This window comes from Candidatus Protofrankia datiscae, assembly GCF_000177615.2.
Classification (GTDB): domain Bacteria; phylum Actinomycetota; class Actinomycetes; order Frankiales; family Frankiaceae; genus Protofrankia; species Protofrankia coriariae.
Map to the genome: position 1 here is coordinate 4295934 of NC_015656.1, position 16592 is coordinate 4312525.

Genomic DNA, 16592 nt, shown 5'->3' on the forward strand with positions numbered 1-16592 from the left:
TGCCGGTCGTGATCATGGCTGCGTGCTCATCGCGCGGTCATCGCTGTCTCGACCTGCTTCCGTGTCGACATCTGGTGACGTCGTCCGATCTTCCGTCAACCCCGCATCGGTGCGAGGCCTGTCCGTCCTACCGCTGCTCCCCGGCCGTGCGCTGCTGGACGAGGTGCGCCCTGACATGTTCAAGTCCGAGCGGCCCCGCGACCCGCAGCGCCCGCAGAAACGCCCTGCGGCGTTCCGCGAGATCCAGGCATGCCAGATCGGGGTGCAGGTGTGCCCCCCGCCCAGGCATACATCGGCGAACATCTGGTCTGAGCTCACCGCCAACTGCCACCGTACGCATCAGGTCCGATCGCGCCACCCGGGCACGACATCCCACACATGTACGGACCGGCTCCGCACGGCGTGCGCCCATCAGTCTATCTCGTTGCACCTGACGAGGGGCCGCCGGTAGCGGGAGATCTCCGGGGAAGGGACGGCGACACGGCCCGCCGGGCACCCGCCTCGGCACCATCCCGTGCCACTGGGTCACCGGCGCCTTCCGTGTCCGAGTGGATGTCGATGCGCCACCCGGTCAGGCGTGCCGCCAACCGGGCGTTCTGCCCTTCCCGGCCGATGGCGAGGGAGAGCTGGTAGTCCGGCACGACCACCCGCGCCGCGCGAACGGCGGGATCGGCGACCTCGACCCGGGCCACCCGCGCTGGTGACAGTGCGTTACCGACGAACGCGGCCGGGTCAGCGGACCAGTCGACGATGTCGATCTTCTCGCCATGCAGCTCGGCCATGACGGCCCGTACCCGCGCTCCCATCGGGCCGATGCAGGCGCCCTTCGGGTTCACCCCGGCCACCGTCGACCGAACTGCGATCTTGCTGCGGTGGCCCGCCTCCCTGGCGATCGCGGCTATCTCCACCGTGCCGTCGGCCACCTCCGGCACCTCCATCCGGAACAGGCCCTTGACCAGCTCCGGATGGGTCCGCGACAGGGTCACCGTGGGGCCGTGCACGCCCCGGGTGACGCTGACGACATAACACTTGATGCGGTCCCCGTGCTCAAAACGTTCGCCGGGAACCTGCTCGGCGGGCGGCAGCACGCCCTCAATGGTGCCGAGATCGACCAGAACGACCTTCGACCCGGCCCGCTGCTCGTGGTGCTGGACGACGCCGGAGACGACCTCGTGCTCCCGGTCGGCATACTGCCCGTAGGTGATCTCCTGCTGGGCCTCGCGCAGCCGCTGCATGATCACCTGCTTGGCCGTCATCGTGGCGATCCGGCCGAAGTCCGCGGGAGTGTCCTCCCATTCCCGCGTCATCCCGTCCAGGGAGGTCTCGCGGGCGTACACCGCCACGTGCCCGGACGTCCGGTCGATGACCACCCGAGCGTCCGCGGCCGCCCCGTCGGTGTGCCGGTAGGCGGTCAGCAGCGCGGTCTCGATCGCCTCCACCAGGGTGTCGAAGGCGATGTCCTTCTCACGTTCGATGCCGCGCAACGCCGCCACGTCGAGTTTCATCGCTGCGCCTCCGCGTCCTGGGCCTCGCCGGCCGCGAGGACCTCGTCGCCCGCGGGATCCTCGTCGCCGGTCACGAGATCCTCGTCGGTTGCGCGGAACTCCACCTGCACAGCGGCTCTGACCACGTCCGCAAAGGATATCCGTAGCACTTCGCCGACGGCCGTGCGCCCACCCTCGAGCACCAGCTCGGCCGTCTGCTCGTCCGTGGCGCGCACCCGCCCGAGCAGCTCCCGGCCGTCCCGGGTACGCACCGACACCAGCCGCCCGCGGGCCCGGTGCCAGTGCCGCGGCGCCACCAGCGGACGATCGACACCGGGCGAGCTGACCTCGAGGACGTACGGCCCGGCCAGCGGCGGGTCACCGGCCGCCGGATCGGTCTCGGCGGCGTCGAGCACGGCCGAGGCCACCCGGCTGGCCTCGGCGACCGCGTCCAGGTCCACCCCGCCGTCGCGGTCCACGACCACCCGGACCACGCTACGGGAGCCGGCCCGGCTGACGGTGACGTCTTCCAGGTCGAACCCCCGCGCGGCAAGCTGCGGGGTGAGCAGGCGCACCAGCTCCGCCCGGGCGGAGCTGGGCCGGACGTCCGGGCTTCGGGGCCGGGCGCGACGTCGCCCACCCCCGGCATCGGCGACACTGGTTGCGGCCACGGCGTCGCCCATGTCGACCCGCTCCTTTCCACGATGGTGCTCTCCGGAGATCCTGAGCCTACGTCCGACCCGACCGGCTTCTCCCCGCGGCGGCCGGGGAGTCCGGCCGCCACCGCCGTCGCTGTGACAAGCTGCTGGACCGTGAGCGTGACAGGTGCTGGCCGGCGACCGAGCCGGCGGGGTGTTCTCGGCGCGCTCCCCCTGGCCGCGACGGCTGTGCTCGCCGGCCGTAGCTGGAACCGGTCGGCGTACGGCCCGGGCGAGCCCAGCGGCCCGGACACCGTCGACAGCGCCCTGTTCGAGGCGGCGACACGGTCCGAGCAGGGCCTTCTCGTCGCCTATGATCAGGCGATCCGCACGCATCCGGCGATCGCCGCCACCCTGACGGTGCTACGCGCCCACCATGTCGAGCACGTCGGCCGTCTCGGATCGGCCGCGACCGGCGGCGGCCTCACGATCGCCAGCGGCCTGCCGGGGATACCCAGGGCCCCCGGGGCGTTCGGTTCCGCCACGGCCCGGCCCACCACCGCCCAGCTCGCCACGGCCGACCAGGCGACGCCCCAACGGAGCGCGGTGTCCCAACAGGTCACGGTCGCCGCGCTCGTCCAACTGGAACAACAGGCCGCGGCCCTGCTGCGCACCCGGTGCCTGACGGCGGCGGCGGCCGTCGTCCCCCTGCTGGCCAGTATCCACGCGGCCGAACTCGCCCATGCCGACCTGCTCACCCAGCTGGCCAGGTGATCGCTGATGGCGGACGACCCGGGCACCGTCCAGGCGCTGTCCGACCTGCTGGCGGTGCAGCATGCCGCCGTGTACGCCTGTGCCGCGGCCGGTGGCGCGCTGGCGCCGCTGCGGCCCGCCTCGGACCCGACCCGGCTGCTCGCCCAGACCGCCTACAGCGCCCACCGGGAGCTGCGGGACCGGCTGGTGGCCGAGGTCCTCGGCCGCGGCGGCAGCCCGCCGGCGGCCCAGCCCGCGTACCAGCTGCCGGTGCCGCCCAGCGGGCTCACCGGCGCGCTCGAACTGCTCGCCGCCGTCGAGGACCGCTGCGCGGCCGCCGCGTACGACGCGCTCGACGCGCTGGTCGGCGATCTGCGCGCGCTGGTGGTCGACGCGCTGGCAGGGACGGCCGTACGCGGCCAGCAGGCACGCCTGGCCACGGGCCAGCCGGTGGATCGGGCCAGCCGGGCACTGCCCGGTGTCTGAGGGTGACGGGAAACCTCTGAGCGTGGCGGGAAAGATCAGCGGCCGACCCAGGCGTCACGGTCCCGGCCGAGCTCGCCGACGATCGGCGGCAGGTGGCCGCTGGCGATGTCGGCCAGCGTCACCTCCTCAAGAACCCGGCGGATGCTGACCCGCACGGCGATCCACACCTCCTGGAGATGTTTGGCGGCGCCTTCGTACACCGCCTCCTCCGGCCGGCGGCCCCGGACACTGGCCAGTGGGCCGTCGGTGGCCCGGATGACCATCGCCACGGTGATCTCGTTCGCCGGCCGGCAGAGCCGGTAGCCGCCGTCAGCCCCTCGCCGGCTGCGCACCAGGCCGCTGCGGCGCAGGTCGGTGAGGATGTTCTCCAGGAACCGCAGCGGCAGATCCTGCGCGGTCGCCAGCGTCTCACCCTTGACGAGATCGCCGTTGGACGCGGCCAGGGTGAGCAACGCACGCAGGGCATAGTCGGCTCGCGCGGAGATCTGCATGTATCCATCTTGCCGGCCAAGGTCCCCGTACGCCCGAGCCGGGTGCCGCCCGCCGCCGCGCGGCCCGGATCCGCTACAACTCAGTGTGACCGAGGCGGCAGCAGCCCCCGGCGGGCGCGCATTCGGCGGTCGCCGGCGTTGAAAGCGGCGTCCACCAGCACCCCGATGACGAAGATCGTCATCATCATCGCCAGCACGCCCACCGTGTCCAGCAGCTGCCGGCTGTCCTCCAGGTCCGAGCCGATGGAGGGGTGGCCGGGGACGACGACGAGCAGTTCGCCGGCCATCAGGCTGCGCCAGGCGAACGCCCAGCCCTGTTTGAGCCCGGCCACCACCGACGGCAGGGCCGCCGGTGCCACCACCAGCCGGTAGAGCTGCAGGCCGCGCGCTCCCATGGTCCGGCCGAGCCGGGTCAGCAGGGGCGGGACGTAGTCGATGCCGCTGATGACACCGTTGGCGATCGACGGCGCGGCGCCGAGCACGACGACGAAGAGGATCGCGGACTCGGTGAGCTTGAACAGCAGGATCGCCAACGGGAACCAGACGATGGACGGCATGGTCTGCAACGCCGTGATGAACGAGCCGACCGCGGACCGCAGCAGGGCGAACCGGGCCACGGCCACGCCGACGATCCCGCCGATGAGGATGGCCAGTGCGTATCCGGCCACGGCCCGTTGCAGGGTGCGGGCGGCAGCCGACCAGAAGTCCCCGGTGGTGACCCTGCGGCCCAGGTCCGAGAGGGCCTCGCCCGGGCCGGGCAGCACGTAGGAGGGCTTCCAGCCGCTCCACACCACGACCTGCCACAGCAGCAGGAAGATAATGATCGCGCCCAGTTTCGGCCAGGTCACCGACCAGATCCTCAGCGCGAGCGGGGGACGGGGCTCGGTGGCCGTCTCAAGGGCGTCGAGCCCGGCGAGGGCGGCGTCGACGTCGATGTCGGCGGCTGGCCCGACCGGCGTGGCGCGCGCCGTCGCGGACGTGATCGTGACCTCAGTGGCCATGGCGGACCACCTCCTCACGCAGCCGGTCGGTGATGGCCACGGCCAGCGCGGCCACGTCGGGCGAGTCGATACGGCGGGGACGCGGCAGCCCGACGTCGAAGATCTCGGCCACCCGCCCCGGCCGGCTCGACAGCAGCACGACGCGGTCGCCGAGGCGCACCGCCTCCCGCACGTCGTGGGTGACGAACAGGATGGTCACACCGGTCTCCCGCCAGATCCGTTCCAGCTCGTCGTGCAGCAGGTCGCGCGTCATCGCGTCGAGGGCACCGAAGGGCTCGTCCATGCACAGCACGTCCGCCTCCTGGGCGAACGCCCTGGCGAGACTGACCCGCTGGCGCATACCGCCGGAGAGTTCGTGCGGACGCTTGTCGGCCAGGCCGGCGAGGCGGACCAGCGCGAGCAGCTGTTCGACCCGGGCCTTCCGGTCGGCCCGGGGGACACCGCGGATCTTCATCGGCAGGGCGACGTTGCCCCCGGCGGTCAGCCACGGCAGCAACGCCGAATCCTGGAACATCAGCCCGACCTGACGGTCACCGACGTCGACCGTGCCGGACGTGGGGCTGTCGATGCCGGCGAGGATGCCCAGCAACGTCGACTTCCCACAGCCGGAGGCGCCCAGCAGACAGACGAACTCCCCCGGCCGGGCGTCGAAGGAGACGTTGTCGAGTGCGTGGACGCGGTGTGAGCCGGACCCGAAGATCCGGCTCACACCGTCGATCCGGACCGCGCTCGCGTCGATGACAGCGGTCACTGGAAACTGCTCCCTGATCCGGAACGTACAGCTACTGCGCGGACACCGACGGCTTGCCGCTCGCCGCCAGCACCGCGTTCACAGCCGTGAGATCGAAAATTCCATTCAGATCGGCCTTGGGCAGCAGGCCGAGCTCGGTCGCGTGATCGGCCGAAGCGACCAGCGACGACGCGACCGGGTCGGCCGTGAACGTCAGGCGCTTCCAGGCCGGCTCGATGACGGCGTCGGCCAGCGGCTTGCCGGACAGTTTCGCCAGCCCCTGGTTGGTCACGTCCCGGCCCTTGACCGGGTCGGCGTTGAGGGCGTCGATCGAGGCGGCGTTCGCCTCCACCAGACGCCTGACGATCTCGGGGTTGCTCTTGAGGTAGTCGGTGCGCACCAGCAGCAACGTGGTGACGAACCTGCCGCCGGGCCATTCCGTCGCCTCGTCGACCAGCAGCTTCCCGCCGTCGGAGATCAGCCGGGACAGAGTCGGCTCGGGCACCCACGCGCCGTCGATGGCGCCGGACTTGAAGGCGTCCACCGTCACCGTGTTGTCCTGCGGGCGGATCTGGACGTCACCGCCGCCGCTCTTGTCGGTGGCCAGGCCGTGCTGCTTGAGGTAGTAGCGCAGGGCCACGTCCTGGGTGTTGCCCAGGCTCGGGGTGGCGATCGTCCTGCCCCGCAGCTGCTCGACCGAGGTGATGTCGCTCTTCACCACCAGCCCGGCACCGCCCGAGGTCACCCCCGAGACGATCCGAACGGCCTCACCCTTGGACTTGGTGAAGGTGTTGACCGCCGGGTTCGGTCCGATATAGGTGGCGTCCAGCGCACCGGAAATGAGGGCTTCGGACGCCTGGACACCCGAGTTGAACGTCGCGGTCTTCAGCTCCACGCCCGGGCCGAGCTTCTGCGCGAAGATGCCCTGATCGATGCCGTAAGCGGCGGGCGCGTGGGTGAGGTTGGGGAAATAGCCGAGCCGCAGGGTGCCGGTCGGGTTGCCACCGGTGGCGTTGCCGGTCGTGACGGTGTCATCGTCTCCCCCGCTCGAGCAGGCCGTCAGCGCCAACGCCAGCGCGCCGGCCGTGAGCAGTGGCGTGACCCGACGCCACAGCCTCCTCGAGGACATGAGCCTTCCCCTCCACCGTGGCAGCACGCAGCGCCACGCAATTCGATAGAAGTGGTTGAGAAACAGAGGATGCCAGACTCACGACAAGGTCGCCATCCCGGCCCCTTGTTCACAAAAATGGCTAGAAAACGGCCAGTGGGCGCGCAGAAACGGACAGTCAGAACAGGATCGACGCGAAGGTCCCGGCCCGGTAGAAGCCCACCCGGTCGTAAACCCGGCGGGCGGCATGGTTGTACCCGTTGACGTAGAGGCTCACCACGGGCGCGAGGGTGGCCTGCGCCAGCGCCACGACGCTGGCCGTACCCGCCGTCCCGATCCCCGTGCCCCGCAGCTCCGGGGCCACCCAGACCCCCTGGATCTGGCAGACGTCCCCGGCTACCGCGCCGATCTCGGCCTTGAACACCACGCGCCCGTCCTCGATGCGGGCGAAGGAACGACGCTGGTTGACGAACTCGGCGACCCGGGCCCGGTAGAGCGCGCCACCGTCGTCACGGACCGGGGACACCCCGATCTCCTCGGTGAACATCGCCACGCACGCCGGCAGCAGCACGTCCAGTTCGTCCGGCCGCACTTGGCGGACGGCCGGATCCGGGGCGACCGCGGGCGGCTTGGAGATCGCCAGCAGCGGCTGGTCCGCCCTGACCTCGCGGGCCGGCCCCCAGCCCGGTTCCAGGTGCCGCCACATCGCCAGCACCGTCTCGGCCACCCCGACGATCGAGGAACACCGGCGGCCCTGGCGACGGGCCCGTTCGGCGAACACCTTCGCCGACGCCGGACCCGCCGCCACGGGCCAGAGGTTCGCCCCCGAATAGCACAGCGCGGCCAGCTGGCCGTCGACCATGTGACCCCACATCTGCGCCCCGAGCCGCCAGGGAGCGAGTCCGCACGCCTGCACGCGGGAGGCGACGAACACGTCGGCGATCGGATTGCGCGCCAGCACCTCCCGCGCCGCCGGCAGGTCGCGGTCGTCGAGCAGACGGATGGGAGCGGAACGCAGCGGCAGGCCCATGGTCACGGGTATTTGAGGTTAGCTGACCGAAACCGACGGTTCACCGGAAACGCCGTCGGCCTCCATCTGCTCGGCCAGCCGCAGGGCCTCCTCGATGAGGGTCTCCACGATCTGGGCCTCGGGCACGGTCTTGATGACCTTGCCCCGGACGAAGATCTGCCCCTTGCCGTTGCCCGAGGCCACCCCGAGGTCGGCCTCGCGCGCCTCGCCGGGGCCGTTGACCACGCAGCCCATGACGGCGACCCGCAGCGGCACGGTCATCCCGTCCAGCCCGGCGCTGACCTCCTCGGCCAGCTTGTACACGTTGACCTGGGCACGGCCACAGGACGGGCAGGAGACGATCTCCAGGGTGCGCTGCCGCAGGCCCAGGGACTCCAGGATCCCGATGCCGACCTTGACCTCCTCGACCGGGGGCGCGGACAGCGAGACCCGCAGCGTGTCCCCGATGCCCTCGGACAGCAGCGCGCCGAAGGCCACCGCCGACTTGATCGTGCCCTGGAACGCCGGGCCCGCCTCGGTGACCCCGAGGTGCAGCGGATAGTCGCAGCGCTGCGCCAGCAGCCGGTACGCCTGGACCATCACGACCGGGTCGTGGTGCTTCACGGAGATCTTGATGTCGGTGAAGCCGTGCTCCTCGAACAGGGAGCACTCCCACAGCGCCGACTCCACCAGCGCTTCGGGGGTGGCGCGTCCGTACTTGGCCAGCAGGCGCTTGTCCAGCGAACCGGCGTTGACCCCGATGCGGATCGGGGTGCCGGCGTCGATGGCGGCCCGGGCGATCTCGCCGACCTTGTCGTCGAACTCCTTGATGTTCCCGGGGTTGACGCGGACGGCGGCACAGCCGGCGTTGATTGCCGCGAACACGTACTTCGGCTGGAAGTGAATGTCGGCGATAACCGGGATCGGCGACTTCCTGGCAATGGCGGGCAGCGCGTCCGCGTCGTCCTGGCTGGGGACGGCCACGCGCACGATCTGGCAGCCGGAGGCGGTCAGCTGCGCGATCTGCTGCAAGGTGGCGTTGACATCGGAGGTGAGCGTCGTGGTCATGGACTGGACGGAGACGGGCGCGTCCCCGCCGACCGGCACGTTGCCGACGTGAATCTGGCGGCTGCGGCGCCGGGAGGCAATCGAGAGGGCCGGCGCCTCAGGCATGCCGAGAGTTACGGTCACGATGTCCTCACTGGCGTGTCGATGGTCACGAAGGTCAGAAACTGGACGAAAGCCACGAGGTGTTACCACTCGCCGGTTTCCGGATATCGGCGGCGTAAAAAGTTGTGATCATGCCCTCGTCGGCCGGCTAGTTGAATCTGATCGGATTGACGATGTCGGCGAACAGGATGAGCAGGCTCAGCAAGGCGAAGGATGCGACCATTACGTACGCCGCGGGCATGAGCTTCACAAGATCGACACGCTTGATCGGGCCCCGGTAGCCGGCGAGCCTGCGCACACCATGGCGGGCCTGTTCGAAACCGAGCACCGCCAGGTGCCCACCGTCGAGCGGGAACAGCGGCAGCAGGTTGAACAGACCGACCGCCAGGTTGACCCCGGCCACGAGAACGACGAAGTCACCTATCCGCTGGCTCGCGGAGGTGTCCGGGGCGGACAGCAGCTCGCCACCGACGCGGGCCGCGCCGACCACACCGACCAGGCCGTTCGGGTTGCGGTCGGGGCTGAACAGGTTCGCGAGCTCGTCGAGCCGGTGCACGAGCGTGTCGTACATGCCGGTGACACCGCCGCCCAGGACGTTCAGGGTCTTCGGCACGGCCGAGATCGGGTTGTACCGGACGGTCTCGTAGCCCTGCGCGATCCCGATCGCCCCGACAGGGTCGTTGCCGGTGAGCCCGGTCTGCCGGTCACGCATGACCGAGACCAGCTCCGGGTACAGCGTGACGGTCCGGCCGTCCCGCTCCACCACCAGGGGCGCGACCCCCGCGCCGTGGGTACGGATGAGGCGGGTGAACTGGTTCCAGCTCGTGATCGGCGTGCCGTCGAAGCTGACCACCTGGTCGCCCGCGCGCACGCCCGCGCGTTCGGCCGGGCCGGCCGGGGCACCCGGGGCGCACTCGTTCGCCACCGGCACACAGACCGTCCGACCGACCGTGTTCTCGCTGGGGCGTGAGGTGCCCAGCGCCAGCAGCACGCCGTAGATCAGCACCAGCGCGATGACGAAGTGCATGAACGACCCGGCCACCAGCACGACGGCCCGCTGGTACGCCGGCCGGGTGTGGAACGCCCGGGGTGCGTCGGCCGGGTCGATCTCCTCGAGCAGGGTCATCCCCTCGATCTTGACGAACCCGCCGACCGGCAGCGCCTTGATGCCGTACTCGGTCTCGCCCCTGCTCCGGGACCACAGGGTGGGGCCGAAGCCGACGAAGAACTTCGACGCCTTCATACCGTAGTGACGGGCCGTCACAAAGTGGCCGGCCTCGTGCAGCAGGATCGAGACGAGCAGCGCCAGCGCGAACGCGACAATGCCGACTGCGTTGGTCATGGTGCGTTCACGCCCCGATCACAGCCCTACACGCTTCTACTGGGTACCCCTCGGTCACGAAGGCATCACGTCTCGATCAGGCTCCTTGATCGACAAGGGCGCGCACCCGGGCGCGCGCGTCCCGCTCGGTGTCCAGGACCTCGTCCAGGCTCGGACGTCGCACCACGGTATGCGCCGTGACCACCTCGGCCACCACGTCGACGATGCGCACGAAGGGCAGCCGGTGGTCGAGGAAGGCCGCCACCGCCTCTTCGTTGGCGGCGTTGAAGACGGCCGGCGCGGTCCCCCCGCGGCGGCCGGCCTCGCGGGCGAGGTCGACCGCGGGGAACACGGTGGCGTCCAGCGGCTCGAAGGTCAGCGACTGCGCCCGGCGCCAGTCCATCGGGGCCTGGGCGTGCGGCACCCGGTCGGGCCAGCCCAGCGCGAGGGCGATCGGCAGCCGCATGTCCGGCGGGGAGACCTGGGCGAGCGTGGACCCGTCGGTGAACTCGACCATCGAGTGCACCAGCGACTGCGGGTGGACGACCACGTCGATGTCGTCGTAGGGCACGCCGAAGAACAGGTGCGCCTCGATCAGCTCGAGGCCCTTGTTCACCAGGGTGGCCGAGTTGATCGTGACGAGCGGCCCCATGTCCCACGTCGGGTGCGCGAGGGCCTGCTCGGGCGTCACCTCGCCCAACTGGTCACGGGTGCGGCCACGAAACGGCCCACCGCTCGCGGTCAGGACGAGCTTGCGCACCTCGTCGGCCCGGCCGCCGCGCAGGCACTGGGCGAGCGCGGAGTGCTCGGAGTCCACCGGGACGAGCCGGGACGGGTCACCACCGAGGGCGTCGAGCACCAGCGGGCCACCGGCGACGAGCGACTCCTTGTTGGCCAGGGCCACCGTGCGGCCCGCCCGCAGCGCCGCGAGCGTCGGGGCGAGGCCCACCGACCCGGTGATGCCGTTGAGAACGACGTCGGACGGCCAGGCGGCGACCTCCGTGGCGCCGTCCGGCCCGGTGAGAATCTTCGGGATGGCGTACTCGCCGCGGCGGAAGCCCCGCCGGGAGGCCTCCGCGTAGAAGGCGAGCTGAAGGTCCTGCGCGGCGGAGGCGCGGGCCACACCCACCGCCTCGACGCCCAGCTCAAGCGCCTGGGCGGCCAGCAGGTCGACCCTGCCACCACCGCCGGTGAGCGCCACCACGCGGAACCGGTCGGGATTGCGTTTCACCACGTCGATGGCTTGGGTCCCGATCGAACCGGTCGAACCGAGCAGGACAACCTCACGCGGGGACGGTGACTCGACCACGTGAACCATTGTCGCAGGCGTCATCCGGCTACGACGACACCTGTTCGCATGCCGACACCCGGCCCTGCCTGGGCAGGACCATCCGCGCCCAGAAGGGGGCGGCAGTCACCGCCGATATGGCATTTGTCATAGCCACAGTCTATCGTCCCGGATATCCCGATTTGCCGAACGGATAGTTACCAAAAGTAATCACAGACCCGGTGCGGCGGCCGGCTACCGGCCCGCCTGGGTCGGCGTCCCGGCGGCCGGCGAGGCGCTGGCCGGCGCTGGCTGCGGATGCCCCCGGAAGTAGGCCAGGGCCACCTCCGTGGCGCTGAACCGCGGGCGGGCCGCTCCCGCGGGCGGGCTGGCGCCGGGGTCCGGCCAGACGTGCCCACCGCCCTGCACCGCCAGCAGGCCCACGTCACGCCCGCCCGGGCAGGCCGTGTGGATCAGCCGCTTCAGGCCGAGCGACCCGGTGTCGTCGATCCAGGGGGCCGCCGGGCCGCAGCCGACGAAGCCGGCGTAACGGCCCAACCTGGCCTCCATCGGCTGGGCCTGGGTGCCGTCGAAGGGAGCGGGACGGTCGGCCCCGCCGCCATCCAGCGGCGTCACCGGGTCGCTCGTGCCGTGGATGGCCAGCAGGCTCGGCGCCGGGGAGGCACAGGCGGCGGGTATGACGGCGGAGGCCACCGGCACCACCGCGGCGAACACGCCGGGCAGCGCGCAGGCCGCGGTCACCGCCATGTCCGCGCCGTCCCCGAGGCCGGTGGCGAAGACCCGCTGGGCGTCCAGACACGTCCGCGCGGTCAGGTCGTTGACGAGCGCGGCCACGAAGGCCACGTCGTCTGGGCCGGCCGCGGGGCGGCGGACGAAGTTCCACTTCCCGTCCACGCCGTCCGGCGTGGCCACCGCGTAGCCGGACCTGGCGCCGACCTCGCTCAGGTGGGTGTAGCCCTCCACCGCGGCGGCGTTCTCCCCGACGGCGTGGAAGACGACGATCAGCGGGAGTGGTCTGGCCGGGATGCTCCCAGCGGGGACAGCGAGCTGATAGCCACGGGTGTCCGCGCCGACCCGCAGCGTCTGGTGGCTCGATCCGGCCGAGATGTTCTTGCCGGAGACGCATCCGCTCACCACAGCCGGTGACGCCGACGCCCGCGGTGTACCGGCGCCGCCGGTGCCGCCGGCTGCCCCCGGCAGCACGCTGGCGGTGTCAGGGCCCGTCGCGGCGTCCGACTGCCCGGTCTCGGTGACCGTGCCGCCGCCGTGCCCGCCGGCATACAGAATCAGCACAACAACGATCATTATCGCCCCGATCACCGCGACGAGCGGCCCCCACAGGGGGGAGCGGCGGGGCGGGACCCGGCGGGCGGAACGGCGCTCACCTGCCGGCACGGCCACTCCCGTCCGGCCGGTCCGTACCCGGCCCACTCAGCCCGGTCGGGGCGTCGGCGGCGAGCTGCCCGCAGGCCGCCGCGATGTCACGCCCCCTGGTGTCGCGAACAGTGGCCGTTATACCGCGTAACCGTAACCGGCGGACGAACTCGCGCTCCCGGCGCCGCTCGCTGGCCTGCCAGGACACCCCCCGGGTCGGGTTGAGCGGGATCAGGTTGACGTGGGCGAGCCTGCCGACGAGCAGGTCCGCCAGCGCGTCGGCGCGTTCCGGCTGGTCGTTGACATCGTCGATCAGGGCGTACTCGATGCTGACCCGGCGGCCGGTCGTCTCGGCGTACTCCCACGCGGCGGTGAGCACCTCGGCCACCGGCCAGCGCCTGTTCACCGGGACCAGACTGTCCCGCAGCTCGTCGTCGGGCGCGTGCAGGGAGACCGCCAGCGTCACCGGCAGACCGGCCCCGGCGAGCCGGCGGATCGCCGGCACCAGCCCCACGGTGCTCACGGTGATCGAGCGGGCGGACAGGCCGAGACCCGCGGGCGGCGGGGCGGTCAGCACCCGCAGCGCCGCGACCACCGTGGCGTAGTTCGCCAACGGCTCCCCCATCCCCATGAACACCACGTTCGACAGCCGGGCCGGCCCACCGGCGAGCTCGCCGCGAGCGATGGCCCCGGCCGCGGCGACCACCTGCTCGACGATCTCGGCGGCGGACAGGTTACGGGTCAGCCCACCCTGGCCGGTGGCGCAGAACGGGCAGCCCATGCCGCAGCCGGCCTGGCTGGACACACAGACCGTGGCCCGGTCCGGATAGCGCATCAGGACGGACTCGATCAGCACTCCGTCGAAGGCCCGCCACAGCGTCTTGTGGGTGGCGCCGGCGTCGCAGGTCATGGTCCTGGCGGGGGTCAGCAGCGCGGGCAGCAACGCTTCCAGCAGCGCCGCGCGGGAGGCGGCGGGAAGATCCGTCATCGCCTCGGCGTCGCCCGCGCGCAGGTACCTGGCGAAGTAGTGCCGGGCGACCTGGTCGGCTCGGAAGGCCGGCTCGCCGAGCGAGACGGTGAGTTCCCGCCGCTGCGTGGTGGTCAGATCCGCGAGATGGCGAGGCGGACGCGGCCTGGGCGCGGCGACGAGCGGCACCGACCGGGCCGGCGCGGACGCTTCGGCGCCGCCGGCGGCGGTGGACGGGACAGCGGAGGAGACGGCCATGGCCCGTCCAGTCTGCCAGGTCATGGCGGCGGCACGAAAACGGTGATCAGTAGCCAGGCCACGGGAACGGTGCAGAGCACCGAGTCCAGCCTGTCCATGATCCCGCCGTGCCCCGGCAGCAGGTTGCCCATGTCCTTGATGCCGATGTCCCGTTTGAGCAGCGACTCACCAAGATCACCAACGGTGGCGGTGCACACCACCGCGAGGCCGAGCAGCACCCCCTGCCAGACGGCGGCGTGCAGGGTCCAGGCCATCAGCGTGCCGGCGACGACCACACAGGTGACGGTGGAGCCGGCAAAGCCCTCCCAGGACTTCCCCGGGGAGATGTTCGGGGCGAGCTTGTGCCGGCCGCCGGAGAGCACACCGGCCGCGTAGCCGCCGATGTCGCTGGCGACCACGGTGGCCAGGCAGGCGACTATCCGCCACGGCCCGTCCGACGGGCTGGTCAACAGTGCGGCGCAGCCGGCCGGCAGGCCCACGTAGGCCGCGCAGAACGCTCCCGCGGCCACATCGTGGAGCAGGTGGTCGGCCCCGTGGGCGAGACGGCACGCCGTCACCACGACGACGGTCGTGGCCAGGGCCACCACCAGCGCGGACGCACCCCCGACATAGGCGGCCACGGGCATCGCCGCCGTACCCGCCGCCAGTGGCGGCAACGCGATCCGCGCCCCGAGCTGGCGCAGCGCCCTGACCAGTTCGTACGTACCCACCACCATCGCCACACAGACGACGGCGATCCACAGCGGACGGACGGTGAACAGGGGGACGAGGATGACCAGGGCCAGCACGACCCCGACGGCGATCGCGGCCGGCAGATCCCGACCGGCCCGGATACCACGCGGGCGGGACGTGCCGACCGCCGGGCCGGTGCGGGTCACGACGTCATCTCACGGTGCCGGAGAACAACGTGGGGCGATCGATGGCTGTCGATGGCTGTCGATTGTCGGTCAGACCGCCAGCAGCTCCGACTCCTTGTGCCGCAGCAGCTCGTCGACCTGGCTGACGTACCGGTGCGTCGCCTCGTCCAGGTCCTTCTCCCCGCGCCGGCCCTCGTCCTCGCCGGCCTCGCCGTCACGGACGATGCGGTCGATCGCGTCCTTGCTGTGCCGGCGCACGTTGCGGATGCTGATCCTGGCCTCCTCCGCCTTCGTCCGGGCGACCTTGGCCAGGTCACGCCGACGCTGCTCGGAGAGCTCCGGGAACAGGCAGCGGATTATCGTACCGTCGTTGCTCGGGTTCACTCCGAGGTCGGAGTCGCGCACGGCCTTCTCGATGGCGGCCAGCGAGCCCTTGTCGTACGGGGTGATGATCACCATTCTCGGTTCCGGAATGTGGAACGACGCGAGCTGGTTCACCGGGGTCGGCGCGCCATAATAGTCGACGAGGACCTTCGAGAACACCGACGGGGTGATCCGCCCCGTCCGGATGTTGGCGAAGTCCTCCTTCGCTACCGCGACCGCCTTGTCCATTTTCTCCTCGGCCTCGAGGAGTACATCGTCGATCACCGTCGTCCTTCCGTCCCGCCCTCGTCCACACTGACCAGGGTGCCGATCTTCTCACCGCGGACGGCTCGCAGTATGTTCCCCTCCGTCAGCAGGTCGAAAACCACGATCGGCAGCCTGTTGTCCATGCACAGGCTGATGGCCGTGGCGTCCATGACCTTCAGCCCACGAGACAGCACCTCGCCGTAGACGAGTGCGTCGAAACGAACCGCATGGGGATTCGTCGTTGGGTCGGTGTCGTACACACCGTCGACCTTGGTGGCCTTGAGAACAGCCTGTGCCTTGATTTCCAGGGCGCGCTGCGCGGCCGTGGTGTCGGTGGAGAAGAACGGCGCCCCCAGCCCCGCGCCGAAGATGACGACACGGCCCTTCTCCAGATGCCGGATGGCCCGCAGCGGCAGGTAGGGCTCGGCGACCTGGCCCATGGCGATCGCCGTCTGCACCCGGGTGACGACTCCCTCGCGCTCGAGGGCGTCCTGGAGGGCCAGGCAGTTGATCACGGTGCAGAGCATGCCCATGTAGTCGGCCCGGGCTCGGTCGACACCACGTTCGGCCAGCAGATGGCCACGGAACATGTTGCCGCCACCGACCACGATCGCGACCTCGATACCGGTCCGGCTCACCTCGGCGATCTGGCGAGCGATCGTCGCGAGCGTCTCCGGGTCGATGCCCAGTGGCTCGCCACCGGCGAATGCCTCACCGGAGAGCTTCAGCAACACCCGTCGCCAGTGCACCTCGGCAACGCCACTATGGGGTGTAGCCGCTTCCGCGTCCCTGATGGCGTTTTCGATCACGAGCGGCCCCCTCGCCGTCGGCTACGATCATCGGCCGGTGGATATGCACTGCGAGTAGTCTGCCCTACCCGATCGGGTCGCAGAACCTCTGACCGCCACCTCCGGTTCGTTTGACGTACACCTGGACGTACACATGACGGGCAGCAGGGGCAAAACGTCTCTGAGGAGAAGCCGGGGCCAGGGCCAGGGCCGGGACCGCTGGCCGGAACCGGCCCTGG

18 protein-coding genes are annotated in these 16592 nt (G+C 71.1%); 2 read left to right on the top strand and 16 right to left on the bottom strand.

Annotation, left to right across the window (positions count from 1 at the left end; all coding sequences use genetic code 11):
* Positions 1 to 127: 127 nt before the first annotated feature.
* Genes FSYMDG_RS24825 through rimP form a run of 3 tightly spaced genes read right to left on the bottom strand, consistent with a single transcriptional unit; the run spans position 128 to position 2167 of the window.
* Positions 128 to 511 (bottom strand): YlxR family protein, encoded by a 384-nt coding sequence (locus FSYMDG_RS24825; RefSeq protein WP_347176513.1) that lies wholly within the window; start codon positions 509 to 511, stop codon positions 128 to 130.
* Complete coding sequence (gene nusA, locus FSYMDG_RS17960; protein WP_013874804.1) at positions 417 to 1505, bottom strand: transcription termination factor NusA; 1089 nt, start codon at positions 1503 to 1505, stop codon at positions 417 to 419. Before nusA ends, FSYMDG_RS24825 begins: the two co-directional genes overlap by 95 nt.
* Positions 1502 to 2167, bottom strand: coding sequence for a ribosome maturation factor RimP (rimP, locus tag FSYMDG_RS17965; RefSeq protein WP_013874805.1), 666 nt, complete (start codon positions 2165 to 2167; stop codon positions 1502 to 1504). Before rimP ends, nusA begins: the two co-directional genes overlap by 4 nt.
* Positions 2168 to 2302: 135 nt before the next feature.
* On the opposite strand from rimP, the gene FSYMDG_RS17970 reads away from it, so the two are divergent.
* Together FSYMDG_RS17970 and FSYMDG_RS17975 are read left to right on the top strand one after the other, a co-directional pair.
* Complete coding sequence (locus FSYMDG_RS17970) at positions 2303 to 2896, top strand: hypothetical protein (RefSeq protein WP_157491042.1); 594 nt, start codon at positions 2303 to 2305, stop codon at positions 2894 to 2896.
* 6 nt (positions 2897 to 2902) lie between these two features.
* Positions 2903 to 3361 carry a DUF4439 domain-containing protein gene (locus tag FSYMDG_RS17975; protein ID WP_013874807.1) on the top strand — a complete coding sequence of 153 codons (459 nt, stop codon included), beginning with the start codon at positions 2903 to 2905 and terminating at the stop codon, positions 3359 to 3361.
* A 35-nt stretch (positions 3362 to 3396) separates the two neighbouring features.
* Here FSYMDG_RS17975 and FSYMDG_RS17980 read toward each other — a convergent pair whose 3' ends face one another.
* The 13 genes from FSYMDG_RS17980 to pyrH all read right to left on the bottom strand — a co-directional run bounded on the left by FSYMDG_RS17980 (position 3397) and on the right by pyrH (position 16359).
* Positions 3397 to 3852, bottom strand: a complete 456-nt coding sequence (locus FSYMDG_RS17980) for an RrF2 family transcriptional regulator (protein ID WP_013874808.1) — start codon at positions 3850 to 3852, stop codon at positions 3397 to 3399.
* 80 nt (positions 3853 to 3932) lie between these two features.
* Complete coding sequence (locus FSYMDG_RS17985) at positions 3933 to 4853, bottom strand: ABC transporter permease (protein ID WP_013874809.1); 921 nt, start codon at positions 4851 to 4853, stop codon at positions 3933 to 3935.
* Positions 4843 to 5604, bottom strand: a complete 762-nt coding sequence (locus tag FSYMDG_RS17990; RefSeq protein ID WP_013874810.1) for an ABC transporter ATP-binding protein — start codon at positions 5602 to 5604, stop codon at positions 4843 to 4845. The genes FSYMDG_RS17985 and FSYMDG_RS17990 overlap by 11 nt, the downstream gene beginning before the upstream one ends.
* Positions 5605 to 5635: 31 nt before the next feature.
* On the bottom strand, positions 5636 to 6712 hold the full coding sequence (locus FSYMDG_RS17995) for an ABC transporter substrate-binding protein (protein ID WP_013874811.1): 1077 nt from the start codon (positions 6710 to 6712) through the stop codon (positions 5636 to 5638).
* 157 nt (positions 6713 to 6869) lie between these two features.
* Complete coding sequence (locus FSYMDG_RS18000; protein WP_013874812.1) at positions 6870 to 7721, bottom strand: GNAT family N-acetyltransferase; 852 nt, start codon at positions 7719 to 7721, stop codon at positions 6870 to 6872.
* Between the two features lie 18 nt (positions 7722 to 7739).
* Positions 7740 to 8891: a flavodoxin-dependent (E)-4-hydroxy-3-methylbut-2-enyl-diphosphate synthase gene (gene ispG / locus FSYMDG_RS18005; RefSeq protein WP_013874813.1), complete on the bottom strand. Its 1152-nt coding sequence runs from the start codon at positions 8889 to 8891 to the stop codon at positions 7740 to 7742.
* A 127-nt stretch (positions 8892 to 9018) separates the two neighbouring features.
* Positions 9019 to 10212: a M50 family metallopeptidase gene (locus FSYMDG_RS18010; RefSeq protein ID WP_013874814.1), complete on the bottom strand. Its 1194-nt coding sequence runs from the start codon at positions 10210 to 10212 to the stop codon at positions 9019 to 9021.
* Between the two features lie 76 nt (positions 10213 to 10288).
* Positions 10289 to 11509 carry a 1-deoxy-D-xylulose-5-phosphate reductoisomerase gene (gene dxr / locus FSYMDG_RS18015; RefSeq protein ID WP_013874815.1) on the bottom strand — a complete coding sequence of 407 codons (1221 nt, stop codon included), beginning with the start codon at positions 11507 to 11509 and terminating at the stop codon, positions 10289 to 10291.
* A 204-nt stretch (positions 11510 to 11713) separates the two neighbouring features.
* Positions 11714 to 12874, bottom strand: coding sequence for an alpha/beta hydrolase family esterase (locus FSYMDG_RS18020; RefSeq protein ID WP_013874816.1), 1161 nt, complete (start codon positions 12872 to 12874; stop codon positions 11714 to 11716).
* Positions 12861 to 14078, bottom strand: coding sequence for a 23S rRNA (adenine(2503)-C(2))-methyltransferase RlmN (rlmN, locus tag FSYMDG_RS18025; protein ID WP_131774080.1), 1218 nt, complete (start codon positions 14076 to 14078; stop codon positions 12861 to 12863). The genes FSYMDG_RS18020 and rlmN overlap by 14 nt, the downstream gene beginning before the upstream one ends.
* A gap of 20 nt (positions 14079 to 14098) precedes the next feature.
* On the bottom strand, positions 14099 to 14956 hold the full coding sequence (locus tag FSYMDG_RS18030; protein ID WP_013874818.1) for a phosphatidate cytidylyltransferase: 858 nt from the start codon (positions 14954 to 14956) through the stop codon (positions 14099 to 14101).
* Positions 14957 to 15025: 69 nt separating this feature from the next.
* Positions 15026 to 15583, bottom strand: coding sequence for a ribosome recycling factor (gene frr, locus FSYMDG_RS18035; protein ID WP_013874819.1), 558 nt, complete (start codon positions 15581 to 15583; stop codon positions 15026 to 15028).
* Positions 15580 to 16359: a UMP kinase gene (gene pyrH, locus FSYMDG_RS18040; protein ID WP_043606998.1), complete on the bottom strand. Its 780-nt coding sequence runs from the start codon at positions 16357 to 16359 to the stop codon at positions 15580 to 15582. Before pyrH ends, frr begins: the two co-directional genes overlap by 4 nt.
* Between the last annotated feature and the right edge of the window lie 233 nt (positions 16360 to 16592).